The following is an 18,268-nucleotide window of genomic DNA, read 5'->3' as shown; positions in this document are numbered from 1 at the left end:
TCGCTAGGTCAGATGGAAGGCATCGTGCCCCATCGCCACGTACTGCATCGTAGTCTCGTGCAGCCAATCCGAACTGCTATGCGAGACGTCGGAAGCAAGTTGCGCAAGCTGTTCTGCATGTGAAGGGCCTTCAAATGAGAACGGCTGGGGAGTGCCGGCTGCGGCGCCGGCGTTGTTGCCGCCATCGGCAAACACGAAGCTATCGGCGTGCACCGATGTCGCGACATGACCGGCCGCGGGAGAAGGGTCGGGCGTGAAGCTGACGCCGTGCGGAGAGCTGAAGTCGAAGCCGGGCGCATTGTCGGCCGACAGCAGCGGCGTGAATGCGCCGGTGGTCGGGTCGACCTGGCCGAACGCCTTCAGGCTGCCGACCGAGGCGTAGTAATCGTCGGGGTTCAGGCCAGTCGCGTGAAACGAGAAGACCTTGTCGGTGGCCGTATCGGTCAATGTGAACGTGCCCGACTTGGCACCTGTTTCAATGACATCGTCGAGACCAGCCTTGGCGCCGACGCCCGCAATCGGCGTAAACGACACCGATTGGTGGGTCGTGCCGGGATTCTTGATATCGATGATGGTCCCGTCGTCGCCGCTCGACAGCAACAGGTCGCCGTTCGGGGCGAGCTTCAACGAGTCCGGATCGTTCTGAGGCACGACCTCGGTCTTGCCGGTCACGGTGTCCAGACCGGTAGCGCCAAATTCAAGAATGGGCTTGGTCGTCAACGTGCCAGACGGATGATCGCCGTTGAGGAGCTGGACCACGGTTGCATCGCCGGGATTGACGGGGTTGGTCTCGCTCAGGAACACCTTGTCGCCCTTGAACACCACGTCGTCAAAGCCGCGGCTCGCACTCGAATCGGCATAGCTGAGCGGCGCGGAGACCGCATGCGTCTCCGGATTGATCAACGTCAGGGTGGGATTGCCGTCCTGATTCTGGAGTGCCCAGATATCGCCGGTCGTTGGGTTGTATTTCAGGCCATCGACCGATCCCGTGATCGAGTATGTGAATTCCACGTCGCCGTGCTTGTCGTATTGCACGATGGTGCTGGAGCCTCCGGCGCCGGTCGAATCGGCGCCATTGCCGTATTCGACAAAGGTCGAGCCGTGTGCAGTGGTGACGGAATCGGGCTGGGTCGCCCCGTCGGGTGGGGCCTGGAAGGTCTTGACCGCACTGATCTCGGGAAATGGCGTCGCATTCTTGTCGGGAACGAAGGCAACGCCGTGCGGCGAGCCGAAGCTGAAGCCGGGTGCATTCTCGCTGGACACCAGCGCGGTGAAGGTGCCGGTGTTCTCGTCGACCTGGCCGAACGCCCCGAGCGAACCCACCGAGGCATAGTAGTCGTTGGGATTGAGGCCGCTCGCATACACCGCCAGGACATGGCCGTCCTTTGCGTCCGAAATGTAGAAGGTGCCCGACGTCGCGGATGGCTTGATGACGTCGTCGAGGCCGGCGCCTGATCCGGCAGGAATTCCCTGGATCGGAGTGAACGCGATCGCCTGGTGGGAAGTGCCCGGATTCTGGACGTCGATGATCGCGCCGTCATCGCCGCTGGAGAAGATTAGATCGCCGTTCGCGGCAAGCTTCAGCGAGTCCGGGTCGGCCTGCGGCACCACCTCCATCTTGCCGGTGACGGTATCGTAACCCACGGCGCCGTCGAGCAACACGGGAGCGGTGGTGAGCAGGTCGCCAGCTTTCGGGTTCGGGCCGTTCAGGAGCTTCACGATGGTGGGATCACCGTTGCCGGTCGGGTTCGTATAGCTGAGGAATACTTCGTTGCCCTTGAACACCACGTCGTCATAGCCGCGCGAGGTCGACGGGTTGGCATAGTCGAAATGCGCGGTGACCGTTTGCGTGTTGGGATCGATCAGCGACAGTGATGAGCGGCCGTCCTGGTTCTGCAATGCCCAGACCATTCCGGTCTCGGGATTGTACTTCAGCCCGTCGACCGATCCCTCGATCGAATAAGCGTGCACGAAGTGTCCCGCGCGGTCGTACTGGATGATCGTGCTGTCGCCCGGCACGGCGCCGGTCGAGTCGACGCCATTGCCGTACTCCACGAACACGTACTTGTTCGCGATGGTGATCGAATCCAGTCCGGTCACCCCATTCGGCGGAGCGGCAAATGTCGTGATTGAATCCACATGCGCCATCGGGGACGCGTTCTTGTCCGGAACGAAGATCAGGCCGTGCGCGGCGGAAAAGTTCGCTCCCGTGACCAGCGGCGTGAAGACGCCGGTGGTCGGATCGACCTGGCCGAACCCGCCGAGGCTCGCAACCGACGCGTAATAGTCGTTGGTGTTGAGGCCGCTCGCGTGGAACGAATAGACGTTCCCGGTCTTCGTGTCGGTCATATAGAACGTGCCGGCAGTAGCGCCGGGCTTGATCACGTCGTCGAGGCCGGCATTGCCGACGGAGCCGGCTGGAATGCCCTTGATCGTCGTGAACGCGATCGCCTGGCTGGCCGTCCCGGGATGCTGAACGTCGATGATGGTGCCGTCGGCGCCGTCAGTGAAGATCAGATCGCCGTCGGGCGCGAGCTTGAGCGAATCCGGATCGGACTGCGGGACAACTTCGGTGGCGCCCGTGACCGTGTTGAAGCCGGTGGCGCCATCGGTCAGGATCGTCGCCGTCAACAATGTTCCACTTGGATGATCGCCATTGAGCAGTTCGACGAGCGTCGGATCGCCGGCTCCGTTCGGATTGGTGTAGCTCAGGAACACCTTGTCGCCCTTGAAGACGACGTCGTCATAGCCGCGCGTCGCGGATGGATCGGCAAAGCTCAGCGGGCCCGTCACCTTGTGGGTGAGGGGATCGATCAGGGTAAGTGTGGAGTTTCCGTCCTGATTCTGAAGCGCCCAGATCTCGCCGGTGAACGGATTGTACTTCAAGCCATCGACCGATCCGGCGATCGTGTAGGTGTGTTCGACCTTGCCGTTCTTGTCGTACTGCACGATCGTGCTTGAGCCGCCGGCGCCGGTCGAGTCTGCACCATTGCCGTATTCGACGAAGATCGTCCCGTTCGCAGTCGTAACGGAGTCCGGAGCCGTTGCGCCAACCGCCGCGCCCGACGCGAAGGTTTTCATTCCGCTGATCGTAGCCATTTCGATGCTCCCTGGGGTGAGATGAGGAGCGGAAGAGACACCTGACGGACGACGCGTATGTGACGATTGGCCGCGCAAATTTTTCTGCGCTTGCGGAACATTTCGCACGTTGGGAATCCGCGTTGTCGCTCAATCGCTTTAGCGATGCTGCAAACGGCAGCGCGGAACCCTGCCTCACAACTTTCAAGAATAAGCCGCAGTGTCGCACGAATTGGCTTCGCGCGACGTGGGCTTCAATAACGCCGGCAAGGCGACGACGCTCGTCTCGGCCGCCGCCGTGATGGTCGTGCTCGGATTTATTTGCGCGAGATTTTTGAAGCAGCGCCGTCCGGCCGATGCGGATCGCGGCCTGAAGTCGAGGCTTAGCGATCCTTAGCGCCTAGATTGAACTTTGTGTCGGCCTGGTTTGGAATGGCGGCCCCAGGCGCTTACAAAAATCCACTACTCCGGACGCAAGAATTTCGTCGGCGTGCTCTGAATGATCCCACAATCGCACCGAGCCATCGCAATGGCGAAGGATGAAGTTGCCGTCGAGGTCTGCGCCAATAATCGAGACATCTTTCCCCCGCCACCACGGCGCTCTGAGAGGAAGCCAATCATCGCCGCGGATAAGGAACGCGATTTTGATCTCTCGATCCGGGCTAATGGCAAAGGTCTTTTGTCGACCGTCGGATCGGACCCGTTCGATAGCTTCATTATCTCGCGTCATAGAAGGCTCCTGTAGCGAGACCACTTCACGCGGCCAATTTTTGGCGCCCACCTAACCCCGCCCGCGATACGTCGCGACGCCCTGGTCGGGGACCCAGAGGCCCTTCGGCAGCCTGCCGGTCTGGAAGAACACGTCGATCGGGATGCCGCCGCGCGGATACCAGTAGCCGCCGATGCGCAGCCATTTCGGCTTGATCTCGTCCGTAATCCGCTTGCCGATCATGACCGTGCAATCCTCATGGAAGGCGCCATGGTTGCGGAAGCTTGCGGCGAACAGTTTCAGCGATTTGGATTCCAGCAGCCAGCGGCCGGGCACGTAGTCGATCACCAGATGCGCGAAATCCGGTTGGCCCGTTACCGGGCAGATCGAGGTGAATTCCGGCACCGTGAAGCGTACCAGATAATCGGTACCAGCCTGCGGATTAGGCACGCGGTCGAGCTGCGCCTTCTCAGGCGCGTCGGGCCATTCCACCGCACGGCCGAGTTGCAGGCCGGAGGAGGTCGTTGATTTGCTGGATTTCTTCGCCATGAGGGGTCTCCGTGGGGTCCTCATAGAGCATGATCCGGAAAAGTGGAAACCGGTTTTCCTGCAAATCAACCCCATGCAAAGGAGGGCAATGCCGCCGGTCACCCGGCCTTTTCCCCCTCGATGCATTGCGGTAGAAGCACCGCCATCTGCCCCCCTCACTGCCACAAGAGGTACTCATGACTGACATCGTCGACATCATCGGCCGCGAAATCCTGGATAGCCGCGGCAACCCCACCGTCGAGGTCGATGTGGTGCTGGAGGATGGGTCGATCGGTCGCGCGGCGGTGCCGTCGGGGGCCTCGACCGGCGCCCATGAGGCGGTGGAACTCCGTGACGGCGATAAGTCGCGTTACCTCGGCAAGGGCGTCGAGAAGGCGGTTGCCGCCATCAACGGCGAGATCTTCGAGGCGCTCAGCGACCAGGCCGTCGAGGAGCAGGTCGCGATCGACCAGATCATGATCGAGCTCGACGGCACCCCGAACAAGAGCCGGCTTGGCGCCAACGCCATCCTCGGCGTCTCGCTGGCCTGCGCCAAGGCCGCGGCTGAATCCTTCGACATGCCGCTGTATCGTTATGTCGGCGGCACCTCAGCGCGGACGCTGCCGGTGCCGATGATGAACATCATCAATGGCGGCGTGCATGCCGACAACCCGATCGACTTCCAGGAGTTCATGATCCTGCCGGTCGGCGCCAGCAGCTTCGCCGAAGCGCTGCGCTGCGGTTCGGAAATCTTCCACACGCTGCGCGGCGAGCTGAAGAAGGCCGGCCACAACACCAATGTCGGCGACGAGGGCGGTTTCGCGCCGAACCTGCCGTCGGCCGACGCCGCGCTCGAGTTCGTCATGAATGCGATCGGCAAGGCCGGCTACAAGGCGGGCGACGACGTCGTGCTCGGCCTCGACTGCGCCTCCACCGAATTCTTCAAGGAAGGCTCCTACGTCTATGGCGGCGAGAACAAGACCCGCTCGCGCTCGGAGCAGGTGAAGTATCTCGCCGACCTCGTCGGCCGCTATCCGATCGTGACGATCGAGGACGGCATGTCGGAAGACGACATGGACGGCTGGAAGGAGCTGACGGACGCGATCGGCAACAAGTGCCAGCTGGTCGGTGACGATCTGTTCGTCACCAACGTGACCCGGCTTGCCGACGGCATCAAGCACGGCCGCGCCAACTCGATCCTGGTCAAGGTCAACCAGATCGGCACGCTCACCGAGACGCTGGCGGCGATCGAGATGGCCTACAAGGCCGGCTATACCGCCGTGATGTCGCACCGATCCGGCGAGACCGAGGACTCCACGATTGCCGACCTCGCGGTCGCCACCAATTGCGGGCAGATCAAGACCGGCTCGCTGGCGCGCTCCGACCGTACCGCCAAGTACAACCAGCTGCTGCGCATCGAGCAGCAGCTCGGTACCCAGGCAAAATACGCCGGCAGGGCGGCCTTGAAGGCGCTCGCCTAGCGCCCCAATTGATCGGGACTGAACAAAACGCAAAAGGGGAGGTCGGGATGAGTGACGGCAAGAACGGTCTGCAACTACGTTCGCTGCTCAAGAAGGATGGCGAACTGGAATTGTCGTTGGTCAATGTCCCGACCCCCGAGCCCGGTCCCGACGAGGTCGTGGTCCGGGTCGAGGCGACCCCGATCAATCCGTCCGACCTTGGGCTTTTAATCGGCCCGGCCGACATGTCGGCCGCCAAGGTCTCCGGCAGCAAGGAATTGCCCGTGGTGACTGCGCGCGTGCCGGAAGCGGCGTTGCCGGGCCTTGCCGCCCGGCTCGACGAGTCGATGCCGGTCGGCAATGAAGGCGCCGGCGTCGTGATCCGGACCGGCTCGTCGGACGCGGCGAAAGCGCTGATGGGCAAGACCGTCGCGATGATCGGTGGTGCGATGTATGCGCAATACCGCACGCTGCGTGTCAACGAATGCCTGCCGCTGCCCGAAGGCACCACGCCCGCGGAAGGCGCGTCCTGCTTCGTCAATCCGCTGACCGCGCTCGGCATGACCGAGACGATGCGTCGCGAGGGCCACAAGGCGCTGGTGCACACGGCGGCGGCGTCGAACCTCGGTCAGATGCTGAACAGGATCTGCCTCAAGGACGGCATCGGCCTCGTCAACATCGTGCGCAACAAGGAGCAGGCCGACATCCTGCACAAGATCGGCGCCAAGCATATCGTCGATTCCAGCGCGCCCGACTTCATGGACAAGCTCACCGGCGCACTGGTCGAGACCGGCGCGACCATCGCCTTCGATGCGATCGGCGGCGGCAAGCTCGCGGGCCAGATCCTGGTCGCGATGGAGACTGCGATCAACAAGACCGCCAAGGCTTACAGCCGCTACGGCTCGAATGTGCACAAGCAGGTCTATGTCTACGGCAGCCTCGACACCCGCTCGATCGAGTTGCCGCGCGGCTTCGGCATGGCCTGGGGCGTCGGCGGCTGGCTCTTGTTCCCGTTCCTGATGAAGATCGGTCCGGAGGCGGGCAACAAGCTGCGCCAGCGGGTGGTTGCCGAGTTGAAGACCACCTTCGCCAGTCACTACACCAAGGTGGTGTCGTTGCAGGAAACCCTGCAGCTCGACAACATCGCCGTCTACGGCAAGCGCGCGACCGGCGAGAAATTCCTGATCAATCCGAACAAGGGCGCGTAACCGAGCGGAGGTTAAAGCGCGATGAGATTAGGTTGAATCGTCATCGCGCTTTGGATTCTTGTTTGAGCATGATCCTTCCGGAAAACCGCTTCGCACTTTTCCGGATCCTGCTAGTCGCGCTCGAATGCCAGTGCCCTGGAGCGTTTGTGACGCTCCAGGGCATGGCCGATCAGGACGTCCATCAGCTCGGATTGCGGCAGGCCGCTGGCCTCCCACAGCCGCGGATACATGCTGATGTTGGTGAAGCCGGGCAGGGTGTTCGCCTCGTTCACGAACGCCTGCTCGCCGTGCAGGAAGAAGTCGATGCGCGCCATGCCTTCGCAACCCAGCACGCCGAACGTCTTGATCGCGAGCTCCCTGATGCGATCTGCCACGGCGGGCGGGACGTCGGCGGGCACCTGAAGCAGGGCACCATCCGCATCGAGATACTTCGCGTCGTAGGAGTAGAAGCCGTGCTTGTCGGACGGCACGATCTCGCCGAGCTGCGAGGCACGCACGCGGCCCTCGGCATCCTCGAGCACGGAGCACTCGACCTCCCGGATCGGCGCGATGCAGCGCTCGATCAGGATCTTGGTGTCGAAGCGGAACGCCAGTTTGCAGCCGGCCTCGAATTCCGCCGCGTTGCGCGCCTTCGACACGCCGACCGATGATCCCATGTTGGCCGGCTTGACGAACAGCTCCTGCGAGCTGAGGGCGCTGACCGCGTCGTCGTAGCTGACCGGGGCGGCGACCGACATCACGACAAAGGGGACGATCGGCAATCCCGCCTCGCGCAGCAGGCGCTTGGCGATGTCCTTGTCCATTCCGGCCGCCGAGCCCATCACGCGCGAGCCGACATAGGCCACGTCGGACAACTCCAGCGCACCCTGCACCGTGCCATCCTCGCCATTGGGGCCATGCAGGACCGGGAAGACGACATCGAATGCCGGCAATTCCGCCGGCACTGCCTCAGGTCCCGGAAGCACCACGACGCGGCCCTGTCCGCCCGGCAGCAGCGCGAGTTGCGGCCCATGGTCCGGAATGGTCAGCGCGCCGCCACCCGCGCCGGCGCCGTTGCCGGCATCGGCAACGATCCAGCGGCCATCCCGGGTGATGCCGATCGCCGTGGCCTCATAGCGATCCGGGTCGAGCGAGCGAAGCACGTTCGCCGCCGACGCCCGCGACACGTCATGTTCGGCCGATCGTCCGCCGAACAGGATTGCAATCCGTCTCTTGCGCTCTGCCATTGTCCGCTCTTCGGTCGGCGGTCGAATCCGGCAACAGTATGTTTGGAGGAACGTGTCGACAATTGGCCCCGAGCGCTCGCCCGACGCGGTTTTCGGGCGGAGCGGCCGGTGGCCGATCCGGAGGCGCCAACGCTTTGGGGGCAGAGCCTCATGGCCGTTCGGTCAAATTTCGTGAACACTGGGTTTCCGGAATTGAACGATCCATGCACTTGCATCTTTCTCGGAGCGCCGGTAGGTGAAGTGCGCGAGCTTCACGCACAACCCGAGGGAAATTGCTATGGCCTATAACATCGTCACCATCGTCGGCAGCATCCGCAAACAGAGCTTCTCGCTCAAGATTGCCAATGCGCTGGCCAAGCTCGCACCGGCATCGCTGAAGCTCGACGTGACGACCCTCGAAGGCATTTCCTTCTTCAACCAGGACCTCGAGGCCGCCCCGCCGGCGGACTGGCTGGCCTTCCGCGAGAAGTTGCAGAAGTCGAACGGCGTGCTGTTCGTGACCCCCGAATACAACCGCTCGATTCCGGGCGTGCTGAAGAACGCGATCGACGTCGCCTCGCGGCCCTACGGCAAGAGCTCGTTTATCGGCAAGCCGATCGGCATCATCGGCAATTCGCCGGGACCGCTCGGCGGCGTCAGCGCGGTGAAGCATCTGCAGAACATCCTGCCGGGCATTTCCGGTCCGATCCTCGGCCAGCCGGAAGCCTATCTCAACGGTGTCGGCGATGCCTTCGACGACAAGGGCGAACTGACCAAGGAGTCGCTCAAGGGCGTGCTGCAGCAGTATCTCGGCGCCTTCGCGGCCTTTATCGAAAAGCAGAACGGCTGACCTTGTTGACGCGTTTTCTTCACGCGAACCGGCATCCACTTCGCTCGAAAACGCTTTGGTTTAGCACTCCGTTAACCCCATGGCCGCATCTTCGCGGCCATGGTTTCCCGTACGCGCCTCAAATCGATTCTGACCGGGCTCGCGCTCTACACGCTGGCGGCGCTGATGGTCGGCTATTTCGGCGTCAACGCCTATACCGGCAAATACGGCCTGAACGCGCGGCAGGAGCTCGACCAGGAAATCATCGCGCTGACCTCGGAGCTCGCGCGGCTGAAGAAGGAACGCGCCGAGGGCGAGCAGCGGGTGTCGCTGTTGCGGTCGGACCGGGTCGATCCCGACATGCTGGACGAGCGCGCGCGCTTCCAGCTCGACTACGCCAACCCGCGTGATCTGGTCCGGATCAACAAGTCGAACTGACGCGTTCTCAAATTTCAAAAATAATCGCGTGCTATCACAAAAGTGTCGCGCCGCGCTGCAGTGCGGCATAGCAAAATTCCATCGAGCGAACGCAATCCTTCCAAGGTGATTTGAGTTGGGTTAGAGAGGGTTCTCCGACTTCTCTCACCCGGAATTGCCATGGCCGCACCCAAGAAAACCGTCGCAAAAGAATCAGGGCAAGAGAAGGCTGGTTCTCCCCCCGAATTCTCCAAGGAGCAGGAGTTCAAGGCACTGCGGGACATGCTCCTGATCCGGCGCTTCGAGGAGAAGGCCGGTCAGCTCTACGGCATGGGTGCGATCGGCGGCTTCTGCCATCTCTATATTGGCCAGGAAGCCGTTGTGGTTGGCATGCAGATGGCGCTGAAGCAGGGCGACGAGGTCATAACGGGCTACCGCGACCACGGCCACATGCTGGCCTGCGACATGGAAGCTAAGGGCGTGATGGCCGAATTGACCGGACGCCGCGGCGGCTATTCCCGCGGCAAGGGCGGCTCCATGCACATGTTCAGCAAGGAGAAGCATTTCTACGGCGGTCACGGAATCGTGGGCGCGCAGGTGTCGCTCGGCACCGGCCTTGCCTTCGCCAACCGCTATCGCGGCAACGATAACGTCAGCGTGACCTATTTCGGCGACGGCGCGGCCAACCAGGGCCAGGTCTACGAGAGCTTCAACATGGCTGAGCTGTGGAAGCTGCCGGTGATTTACGTCATCGAGAACAATCGCTACGCGATGGGCACCTCGGTGTCGCGCGCTTCGGCGCAGCAGGATTTCTCCAAGCGCGGCGCCTCCTTCAACATTCCCGGCAGGCAGGTCGACGGCATGGACGTGCGCGCGGTCAAGGCCGCCGCCGATGAGGCCACAGCATGGTGCCGCGGCGGCAATGGTCCGATGATCCTCGAGATGCAGACCTACCGCTATCGCGGCCACTCGATGTCCGATCCCGCGAAGTACCGCACGCGCGAGGAAGTCGAGAAGGTTCGTCACGACCAGGACCCGATCGAGCAGGTGCGCAACCGCTTGCTGGCGTCGGGCGTCAGCGAGCAGGATCTGAAGGCGATCGACGCCGAGGTGCGCGAGATCGTCAACGAAGCCGCCGACTTCGCGCAGCACGATCCGGAGCCGGATGCATCCGAGCTCTACACCGACATCTACCGCTGACCCCACCCCGCGCAGACGAATTTCAAGATCGATTTCGGGAGCCGATATGCCCATTCAAGTGCTGATGCCTGCGCTGTCGCCCACCATGGAGAAGGGCAACCTCGCCAAATGGCTGAAAAAGGAAGGCGAGACCATCAAGTCCGGTGACGTGATCGCCGAGATCGAGACCGACAAGGCGACGATGGAGGTCGAGGCAACCGACGAGGGCACGCTCGGCAAGATCCTGATTCCGGAAGGCACCGCCGATGTCGCGGTGAACACGCCGATCGCCACGATTCTGGCGGACGGCGAAAGCGCCGCCGACCTCGCCAAGGTGCCTGCGGCACCAGCGCCGCAGCCGAAGGCGGCGGAGGCTGCGCCTGCTGCCGAAGCCAAGGCGGAAGCGCCGCAGCCGGCAGCAAAGGCGCCGGCCGCGCCGGTCAGCGAGGCGCTGCCCGATCCGGAAATTCCCGCGGGCACCGAGATGGTCACGCAGACCATCCGCGAGGCGCTGCGCGATGCGATGGCCGAGGAGATGCGCCGCGACGGCGACGTCTTCATCATGGGCGAGGAGGTCGCCGAGTATCAGGGCGCCTACAAGGTGACGCAGGGCCTGTTGCAGGAATTCGGTGCGCGGCGCGTGATCGACACGCCGATCACCGAGCACGGTTTTGCCGGCGTCGGCGTCGGCGCGGCGATGGCCGGGCTGAAGCCGATCGTCGAGTTCATGACCTGGAATTTCGCGATGCAGGCGATCGACCAGATCATCAACTCCGCCGCCAAGACGCTCTATATGTCTGGCGGCCAGATGGGCTGCTCGATCGTGTTCCGCGGCCCGAACGGCGCCGCTGCGCGCGTCGCCGCCCAACACAGCCAGGACTACGCCGCCTGGTACTCGCAGATTCCGGGCCTCAAGGTGATCGCGCCGTATTCGGCCGCCGACTACAAGGGCCTGCTCAAGGCCGCGATCCGCGATCCCAATCCGGTGATCTTCCTCGAGAACGAGGTGCTGTACGGCCACACCGGCGAGGTGCCAAAGCTCGCCGATTTCATTGTGCCGATCGGCAAGGCGCGGATTGCGCGCGCCGGCAAGGACGTCACCCTCGTGTCCTGGGCGATGGGCATGTCGTATGCGCTGAAGGCCGCGGACGAGCTCGCCAAGGAGGGCATCGACGCCGAGGTGATCGACCTGCGCACCATCCGTCCGATGGACACGGAGACCATCATCAACTCGGTGAAGAAGACCGGCCGTGCGGTCACGGTGGAGGAGGGCTGGCAGCAGAGCGGCGTCGGCTCCGAGGTCGCCGCGCGCATCATGGAGCATGCGTTCGACTATCTCGATGCGCCGGTCGCGCGCGTCTCCGGCAAGGATGTGCCGATGCCCTATGCCGCCAATCTCGAAAAGCTTGCTCTGCCTTCCGTCGCCGAGGTGGTCGCGGCCGCCAAGGCCGTGTCCTACCGGTAACGCCGATGGCCGGTCCCAAGGAGCAGCCGCTGCCGCCTGACGTGATAGGCCGCGACGACGCCGTCGAGGTGCTGCGCGCCTTTGTCGTCGACGGCGGCCTGTCGATCGCGTTCCAGCGCGCCTTCGAGGAGCCGGACATGTGGGGGCTGATGCTCGTCGACATCGCCCGCCACGCCGCGCGCGCCTATTCGCGCGAGAGCGAATACACCGAGGACGAGGCGCTCGCGCGCATCGTCGAGATGTTCGAAGCCGAAATCGCCCGGCCGACCGACATGGGCCAAACCAAACCGCGGTCGCAACAAGGTCACTGACAATGCCGATCAATATTCTCATGCCCGCGCTGTCGCCGACGATGGAAAAGGGCAATCTCGCCAAGTGGCTCAAGAAAGAGGGCGACAAGGTCAAGTCCGGCGACGTGATCGCGGAGATCGAGACCGACAAGGCGACGATGGAAGTCGAGGCGGTCGACGAGGGCACGATCGCCAAGATCCTGGTGCCGGAGGGCACGCAGGACGTGCCGGTCAACGACGTCATCGCGGTCATGGCCGGCGACGGCGAGGATGTGAAGGCGGCAGCCAGCGCCGGAGCCGGCACTGCTCCGGCCGCCAAGCCCGCCGAAGCCCCGAAGCCCGCCGCGCAGGCCGCGCCTGCCGCGGCTCCCGCACCAGTGGCTGCGCCGGCACCGGCCGCAGCGCCGGCGCCGCAGCCTGCTGCGGCACCCGCCGCGCAAGCCAACGGCCACGCCCGCGTCTTTTCTTCGCCCCTGGCGCGCCGGTTGGCAAAGGAAGCCGGCATCGATCTTTCCCGCATCACCGGCACCGGACCGCACGGCCGCGTCATCGCGCGCGATGTCGACGACGCCAAGTCCGGCAAGGGCCTGAAGGCGCCGGCGGCGGCGCCCGCCGCCGCGGGGCCGAGCATCGCGCCGTCGATGTCGGACAAGCAGATCCTGGCGCTGTTCGAGCCAGGCTCGTATGAAGTCGTGCCGCATGACGGCATGCGCCGCACCATCGCGCAGCGTCTCACCGCCTCGGTGCAGAACGTCCCGCACTTCTATCTCACCATCGACTGCGACATCGGCAAGCTGCTCGCCGCGCGCGAAGAGATCAACGCCGCCGCGCCGAAGGACAAGGAGAAGAAGCCGCTCTACAAGATCTCGGTCAACGACTTCGTCATCAAGGCGATGGCGGTCGCGCTGCAGAAGATTCCGAACTGCAACGTCAGCTGGACCGAAGGCGGCATGCTCAAGCACAAGCATTCCGACGTCGGCGTCGCGGTGGCGATGCCGGGCGGCCTGATCACGCCGATCATCCGCAAGGCCGAGACCAAGACGCTCTCGACCATCTCGAACGAGATGAAGGATTTTGCCGCGCGCGCCCGCGCCCGTAAGCTGAAGCCGGAAGAATACCAGGGCGGCACCACCGCGGTCTCCAACCTCGGCATGTACGGCATCAACCACTTCACCGCCGTGATCAATCCGCCGCACGCCTCGATCCTCGCGGTCGGCACCTCGGAGGAGCGCCCCGTCGTGCGCGGCGGCAAGATCGAGATCGCGAACGTCATGAGCGTGACCCTGTCGTGCGATCACCGCGCCATCGACGGCGCGCTCGGCGCCGAGCTGATCGGCGCCTTCAAGCAGCTGATCGAAAATCCCGTGATGATGATGGTGTGACGGGCATCCGCCATGTACGCGATGTCAGGTCCGTACGTTCTGCTCGCCGCCATAGCCGTTGCGCTGCTCGTCGCGGTCAACCGCGACCTGATATCGACGTTCCAGTTCCGGTTGATGATGATCGGCGCCGGTGTGCTGGCGCTGGTGTGGACCATATTTCTCGGTGCGGTATGGCAGGAGTACCGATGAGTGGCCGGCTTGGCCCGCACGCGCTGGCCCTGGATTTCGCTGCTGCTGTCGGCCGTGCTGGTGTGCAATCCGGTCGGGTTCGATTTGCTGCACTCCGCGTTCTTCGCCGGCGAACAGCTGGCACGGAATATCGCCCAGCCGATCGTGCTGACGGCCCTGGCCATTATGGCCGTGGCGATCGGGCTCGAATGGCTGGTCAGGTCGTTGATCGCAAGAAGCCGCGCCCGCGGCGTTACACGTTGAGTTGAACGGGAGCCGCCATGGCCGACACATCCTTTGACGTCATCATCATCGGCTCCGGCCCCGGCGGCTACGTGACCGCGATCCGCGCCGCGCAGCTCGGCTTCAAGACCGCGATCGTGGAGAAGTCCTATCTCGGCGGCATCTGCCTGAACTGGGGCTGCATTCCGACCAAGGCGCTGCTGCGCTCCGCCGAGATCTATCACTACATGCAGCACGCCAAGGATTACGGGCTGTCGGCCGACAATGTCTCGTTCGATCCGAAAGCGGTGGTGCAGCGCTCGCGCGGCGTGTCGAAGCGCCTCAACGACGGCGTCGGCTTCCTGATGAAGAAGAACAAGGTCACGGTGATCTGGGGCGATGCCACGATCGACGCGCCCGGCAAGATCACGGTGAAGAAGTCCGCGGTCGAGGCGCCGAAGGGCGCGAGCGGCGAGGGCACCTACCAGGCCAAGCACATCATCATTGCGACCGGCGCGCGGCCGCGCGTGCTGCCCGGGCTCGAGCCCGACAAGAAGCTGATCTGGACCTATTTCGAGGCGATGGTGCCGGAGCGGATGCCGAAGTCGCTGCTGGTGGTCGGCTCCGGTGCGATCGGCATCGAGTTCGCCTCGTTCTTCCACACCATGGGTGCCGACGTCACCGTGGTCGAGGTGCTGCCGCAGATCCTCCCCGTGGAAGACGCGGAGATCGCCGGCCTCGCGCGCAAGCGGTTCGAGAAGATGGGCATCAAGATCATGTCCTCGACCAAGGTGACCAAGCTGGAGAAGAAGGCCGACAGCGTGGTCGCGACCATCGACGACGGCAAGGGCCAGCCGCAGACCAAGGAATTCGAGCGCGTGATCTCGGCGGTCGGCGTGGTCGGCAATATCGAGGGTCTCGGGCTGGAAAAGCTCGGCGTCAAAACCGATCGCGGCTGCATCGTGATCGACGGCCTCGGCAAGACCAACGTCCCCGGCATCTACGCGATCGGCGACGTCGCGGGACCGCCGATGCTCGCGCACAAGGCCGAGCATGAGGGCGTGATCTGCATCGAAGCGATCAAGGGTCTGCATCCGCATCCGATGGACAAGCTGATGATCCCGGGCTGCACCTACTGCAACCCGCAAGTCGCCTCCGTCGGCCTCACCGAAGCCAAGGCCAAGGAAGGCGGCCGCGAGATCCGCGTCGGCCGTTTCCCGTTTGTCGGCAACGGCAAGGCGATCGCGCTCGGCGAAGACCAGGGCCTCGTCAAGGTGGTGTTTGACAAGAAGACCGGCCAGCTGCTCGGCGCACACATGATCGGCGCCGAAGTCACCGAGCTGATCCAAGGCTATGTGGTGGCGATGAATCTGGAGACCACCGAAGAGGAGTTGATGCACACCGTGTTCCCGCATCCGACCTTGTCGGAAATGATGAAGGAAGCGGTGCTCGACGCCTATGGGCGCGTGCTGAATATCTGAGGCCGCGGACGGCGGCCACGGTCCCGTCATCCTGAGGAGCGCGGAGCGCGTCTCGAAGGATGCACGGCCCGGATCGAACAGCGGGCCGTTCGCCCTTAGAGACGGCCGCTTCGCGACCTCCTCAGGGTGACGGGTCTAACAGCAATAGAGCAGAACAAGAAAGGCGATGAAGCCAGTGAAAGACAACGACAACCTCACCATCGAACGCCCGACCTTCGTGACCCATCTCGAATGCGCGATGGAGGGCGATCATTATGCAGCCGACCAGGTGCACAACCTGTCCAAGGCCGGCAAGCCGCTGTTGGTGCGCTACGACCTCGCCGGGGTGAAGAAGGCGCTCACCAAGGATGCGCTGGCCGAACGTCCGGCCGACCTATGGCGCTACCGCGAGCTGCTGCCGGTGCGCAAATGCCAGGACATCGTCAGCCTCGGCGAAGTCACAACGCCGCTGATCCGGCTGCCGCGGCTCGGCGCCAAGCTCGGCGGCGGTGAGATCATCGTCAAGGACGAGGGGCGGCTGCCGACCGGCTCGTTCAAGGCGCGCGGCCTCGTGATGGCGGTGTCGATGGGCAAGGCGCTCGGCATCAAGCACATGGCGATGCCGACCAACGGCAATGCCGGCGCGGCGCTCGCGGCCTACGCGACCTCCTGCGGCATCAAGACCACGATCTTCTGCCCGGCGGATACGCCGGAGGTGAATGTCAGCGAGATCGAGCTGCAGGGCGCCACCGTCTATCGCGTCAACGGCTATATCGACGACTGCGGCAAGATCGTCGGCGAGGGCAAGGCCAAGGTCGGCTGGTTCGATACGTCGACCCTGAAGGAGCCGTACCGGATCGAGGGCAAGAAGACGATGGGCCTCGAGCTCGCCGAGCAACTCGGCTGGGACGTGCCCGACGTGATCTTCTATCCGACCGGCGGCGGCACCGGCCTGATCGGCATGTGGAAGGCGTTCGACGAGCTCGAGAAGATCGGTTTCATCGGCTCGAAGCGCCCGCGCATGGTCGCGGTGCAGGCCTCCGGCTGCGCGCCGATGGTGCGTGCTTACGAGGCTGGCACCGAGCATGCGGCGCGCTGGGAGGACGCCCACACCATCGCCTCCGGCATCCGCGTGCCGCAGGCGATCGGCGACTTCCTCATCCTGCGCGCGGTGCGCGAGAGCAAGGGGTTTGCGATCGCGGTCGATGACGACAAGATCAGCGCCGCGCTCAACGAGGTCGCGCGTGAGGAGGGGCTCCTGCTGTGCCCTGAGGGCGCTGCGACCTATGCCGCCTACAAGGAGAGCCTTGCCGACGGCCGCGTCTCGAAGGGTGACCGCGTGATGCTGTTCAATTGCGCCAGCGGCTTGAAATACCCGCTGCCGCCGGTGCCCCGCGCGCTCGACCGGCACAAGCCGATCGACTTCTCGCAGTTCTAACCTGTTGTTGCAGTCGTCATTGCGAGCGCAGCGAAGCAATCCATCTCACCGCTTGCTGAACCATGGATTGCTTCGTCGCTTCGCTCCTCGCAATGACGGTGTCATTTGATGGAGTGAATGATGCGTCGAATCCTGTGGGCTGTTTTGGCCGCGTTTGTGACGCTAGTCGGCGCTGCACACGCGGAAACCTGGCCCGCGCACCCGATCACCATCGTCGTGCCGTTCGCCGCCGGCGGTCCGTCGGATGCCATGGCGCGCATTCTTGCCGAGCGGATGAAGCAGTCGCTCGGTGAGGTGGTCCTGATCGAGAACGTGACCGGAGCGGGCGGTTCGATCGGCGTCGGCCGCGCGGTGCGCGCGGCGCCGGACGGCTACACCGTTTCGTTCGGCCATCTCGGTACCCACGTCGCAAACGGCGCGATCTACAAGCTCGGCTACGACCTCGTCGAGGATCTCGAGCCGGTGGTGCTGCTGCCGAGCAATCCGATGATCATCGTCAGCAAGAACGACGTGCCGGCGAAGACGTTGAAGGAGCTGCTCGCATGGCTGAAGTCGCGGCCGGCGCCGCCGACCGCAGGCACCGCCGGCGCCGGCAGCGGCAGCCATATCGCGGGGCTCTATTTCGAGAATGTCTCCGGCATCAAGCTGCAATACGTGCCCTATCGCGGCACCGGGCCGGCGCTGAACGACCTCGTCGCCGGCCAGATCGACATCATCGTCGATCAGACCTCGAACTCGATCAACCAGGTTCGTGCCGGCAACATCCGCGCCTATGCCGTCACCGATTCCAAGCGGGTCGCGAATGCGCCCGAAGTCCCGACGGTCGATGAGGCAGGCCTGCCCGGCTTCCACATGACGCTGTGGTCCGGCCTCTGGGTGCCGAAGGGCACGCCGCAGGAGATCGTGGCCAAGCTCAACACGGCTGCGATCCAGGCGCTGCGTGATCCCGCCGTGAGGAAGCAGCTCGAAAATCTCGGCTTGCAGATGCCGCCGCAAGACCAGCTGAAGCCGGAAGCACTCGGCGCCTGGCAGAAGGCGGAAATCGCGAAGTGGTGGCCGATGATCAAGGCCGCCAACGTGAAGGTGGAGTGAAGACGCAACGTCGTCCCGGCCTGGTGCGCAATGCGCACCGGGGCCGGGACCCAATTACTCCAAACGTTGGTTGCGGCGCGACGCTGGGGCCACGTTCCCGATCACAATCAAACGCGGTGGTTATGGGTCCCGGCCTTC

Annotated in this window: 18 protein-coding genes; 14 read left to right on the top strand and 4 right to left on the bottom strand. The window is 64.0% G+C overall.

The window, feature by feature from the left end; translation table 11 throughout:
* Positions 1-3 precede the first annotated feature (3 nt).
* A complete protein-coding gene (locus QDT69_RS08855; protein ID WP_279706218.1) occupies positions 4-3,099 on the bottom strand; it encodes a hypothetical protein in 3,096 nt (1,031 codons plus the stop codon).
* A 199-nt stretch (positions 3,100-3,298) separates the two neighbouring features.
* Here QDT69_RS08855 and QDT69_RS08850 point away from each other — a divergent pair, with 199 nt between their 5' ends.
* Positions 3,299-3,475: a hypothetical protein gene (locus tag QDT69_RS08850; protein WP_279706217.1), complete on the top strand. Its 177-nt coding sequence runs from the start codon at positions 3,299-3,301 to the stop codon at positions 3,473-3,475.
* A 3-nt stretch (positions 3,476-3,478) separates the two neighbouring features.
* On the opposite strand, the gene QDT69_RS08845 is transcribed toward QDT69_RS08850, so the two are convergent.
* Both QDT69_RS08845 and queF read right to left on the bottom strand, forming a co-directional pair.
* A complete protein-coding gene (locus QDT69_RS08845) occupies positions 3,479-3,808 on the bottom strand; it encodes a hypothetical protein (protein ID WP_279706216.1) in 330 nt (109 codons plus the stop codon).
* Between the two features lie 51 nt (positions 3,809-3,859).
* Complete coding sequence (gene queF / locus QDT69_RS08840; protein ID WP_279706215.1) at positions 3,860-4,336, bottom strand: preQ(1) synthase; 477 nt, start codon at positions 4,334-4,336, stop codon at positions 3,860-3,862.
* 176 nt (positions 4,337-4,512) lie between these two features.
* Between queF and eno the strand changes: the two genes are divergently transcribed.
* Both eno and QDT69_RS08830 read left to right on the top strand, forming a co-directional pair.
* Positions 4,513-5,796 carry a phosphopyruvate hydratase gene (gene eno, locus QDT69_RS08835; protein ID WP_279706214.1) on the top strand — a complete coding sequence of 428 codons (1,284 nt, stop codon included), beginning with the start codon at positions 4,513-4,515 and terminating at the stop codon, positions 5,794-5,796.
* Positions 5,797-5,843: 47 nt separating this feature from the next.
* Entirely contained in the window at positions 5,844-6,983 is a 1,140-nt protein-coding gene (locus QDT69_RS08830) for a zinc-binding dehydrogenase (protein WP_279706213.1), read from the top strand.
* A 110-nt stretch (positions 6,984-7,093) separates the two neighbouring features.
* Here the strand turns inward: QDT69_RS08830 and QDT69_RS08825 are convergent, their stop codons facing one another.
* Entirely contained in the window at positions 7,094-8,209 is a 1,116-nt protein-coding gene (locus QDT69_RS08825) for a D-alanine--D-alanine ligase (protein ID WP_279706212.1), read from the bottom strand.
* A 277-nt stretch (positions 8,210-8,486) separates the two neighbouring features.
* On the opposite strand from QDT69_RS08825, the gene QDT69_RS08820 reads away from it, so the two are divergent.
* The 11 genes from QDT69_RS08820 (at position 8,487) to QDT69_RS08770 (ending at position 18,130) form a co-directional block, all read left to right on the top strand.
* Positions 8,487-9,038, top strand: a complete 552-nt coding sequence (locus QDT69_RS08820) for an NAD(P)H-dependent oxidoreductase (RefSeq protein WP_279706211.1) — start codon at positions 8,487-8,489, stop codon at positions 9,036-9,038.
* Positions 9,039-9,137: 99 nt separating this feature from the next.
* Entirely contained in the window at positions 9,138-9,455 is a 318-nt protein-coding gene (locus QDT69_RS08815) for a septum formation initiator family protein (RefSeq protein ID WP_021079258.1), read from the top strand.
* 159 nt (positions 9,456-9,614) lie between these two features.
* Positions 9,615-10,634, top strand: coding sequence for a pyruvate dehydrogenase (acetyl-transferring) E1 component subunit alpha (gene pdhA, locus QDT69_RS08810; protein ID WP_279706210.1), 1,020 nt, complete (start codon positions 9,615-9,617; stop codon positions 10,632-10,634).
* 46 nt (positions 10,635-10,680) lie between these two features.
* Positions 10,681-12,078 carry a pyruvate dehydrogenase complex E1 component subunit beta gene (locus QDT69_RS08805; RefSeq protein WP_279706209.1) on the top strand — a complete coding sequence of 466 codons (1,398 nt, stop codon included), beginning with the start codon at positions 10,681-10,683 and terminating at the stop codon, positions 12,076-12,078.
* 5 nt (positions 12,079-12,083) lie between these two features.
* Positions 12,084-12,389, top strand: coding sequence for a DUF5076 domain-containing protein (locus tag QDT69_RS08800; RefSeq protein ID WP_279706208.1), 306 nt, complete (start codon positions 12,084-12,086; stop codon positions 12,387-12,389).
* A gap of 2 nt (positions 12,390-12,391) precedes the next feature.
* Positions 12,392-13,750 carry a pyruvate dehydrogenase complex dihydrolipoamide acetyltransferase gene (locus QDT69_RS08795; protein ID WP_279706207.1) on the top strand — a complete coding sequence of 453 codons (1,359 nt, stop codon included), beginning with the start codon at positions 12,392-12,394 and terminating at the stop codon, positions 13,748-13,750.
* Between the two features lie 12 nt (positions 13,751-13,762).
* Complete coding sequence (locus QDT69_RS08790; protein WP_165445499.1) at positions 13,763-13,939, top strand: hypothetical protein; 177 nt, start codon at positions 13,763-13,765, stop codon at positions 13,937-13,939.
* A complete protein-coding gene (locus QDT69_RS08785) occupies positions 13,940-14,182 on the top strand; it encodes a hypothetical protein (RefSeq protein WP_279706206.1) in 243 nt (80 codons plus the stop codon).
* 17 nt (positions 14,183-14,199) lie between these two features.
* On the top strand, positions 14,200-15,621 hold the full coding sequence (lpdA, locus tag QDT69_RS08780; RefSeq protein WP_279706205.1) for a dihydrolipoyl dehydrogenase: 1,422 nt from the start codon (positions 14,200-14,202) through the stop codon (positions 15,619-15,621).
* A gap of 175 nt (positions 15,622-15,796) precedes the next feature.
* Positions 15,797-17,038, top strand: a complete 1,242-nt coding sequence (locus QDT69_RS08775; RefSeq protein ID WP_279706665.1) for a threonine synthase — start codon at positions 15,797-15,799, stop codon at positions 17,036-17,038.
* Positions 17,039-17,158: 120 nt separating this feature from the next.
* Complete coding sequence (locus QDT69_RS08770; protein ID WP_279706204.1) at positions 17,159-18,130, top strand: tripartite tricarboxylate transporter substrate binding protein BugD; 972 nt, start codon at positions 17,159-17,161, stop codon at positions 18,128-18,130.
* Positions 18,131-18,268 lie beyond the last annotated feature (138 nt).

This window comes from Bradyrhizobium sp. CER78, assembly GCF_029846235.1.
Taxonomy (GTDB): Bacteria; Pseudomonadota; Alphaproteobacteria; order Rhizobiales; family Xanthobacteraceae; genus Bradyrhizobium.
The sequence above is the reverse complement of the archived record's forward strand: the minus strand, read 5'-3'. Positions and strand labels throughout refer to the sequence as shown.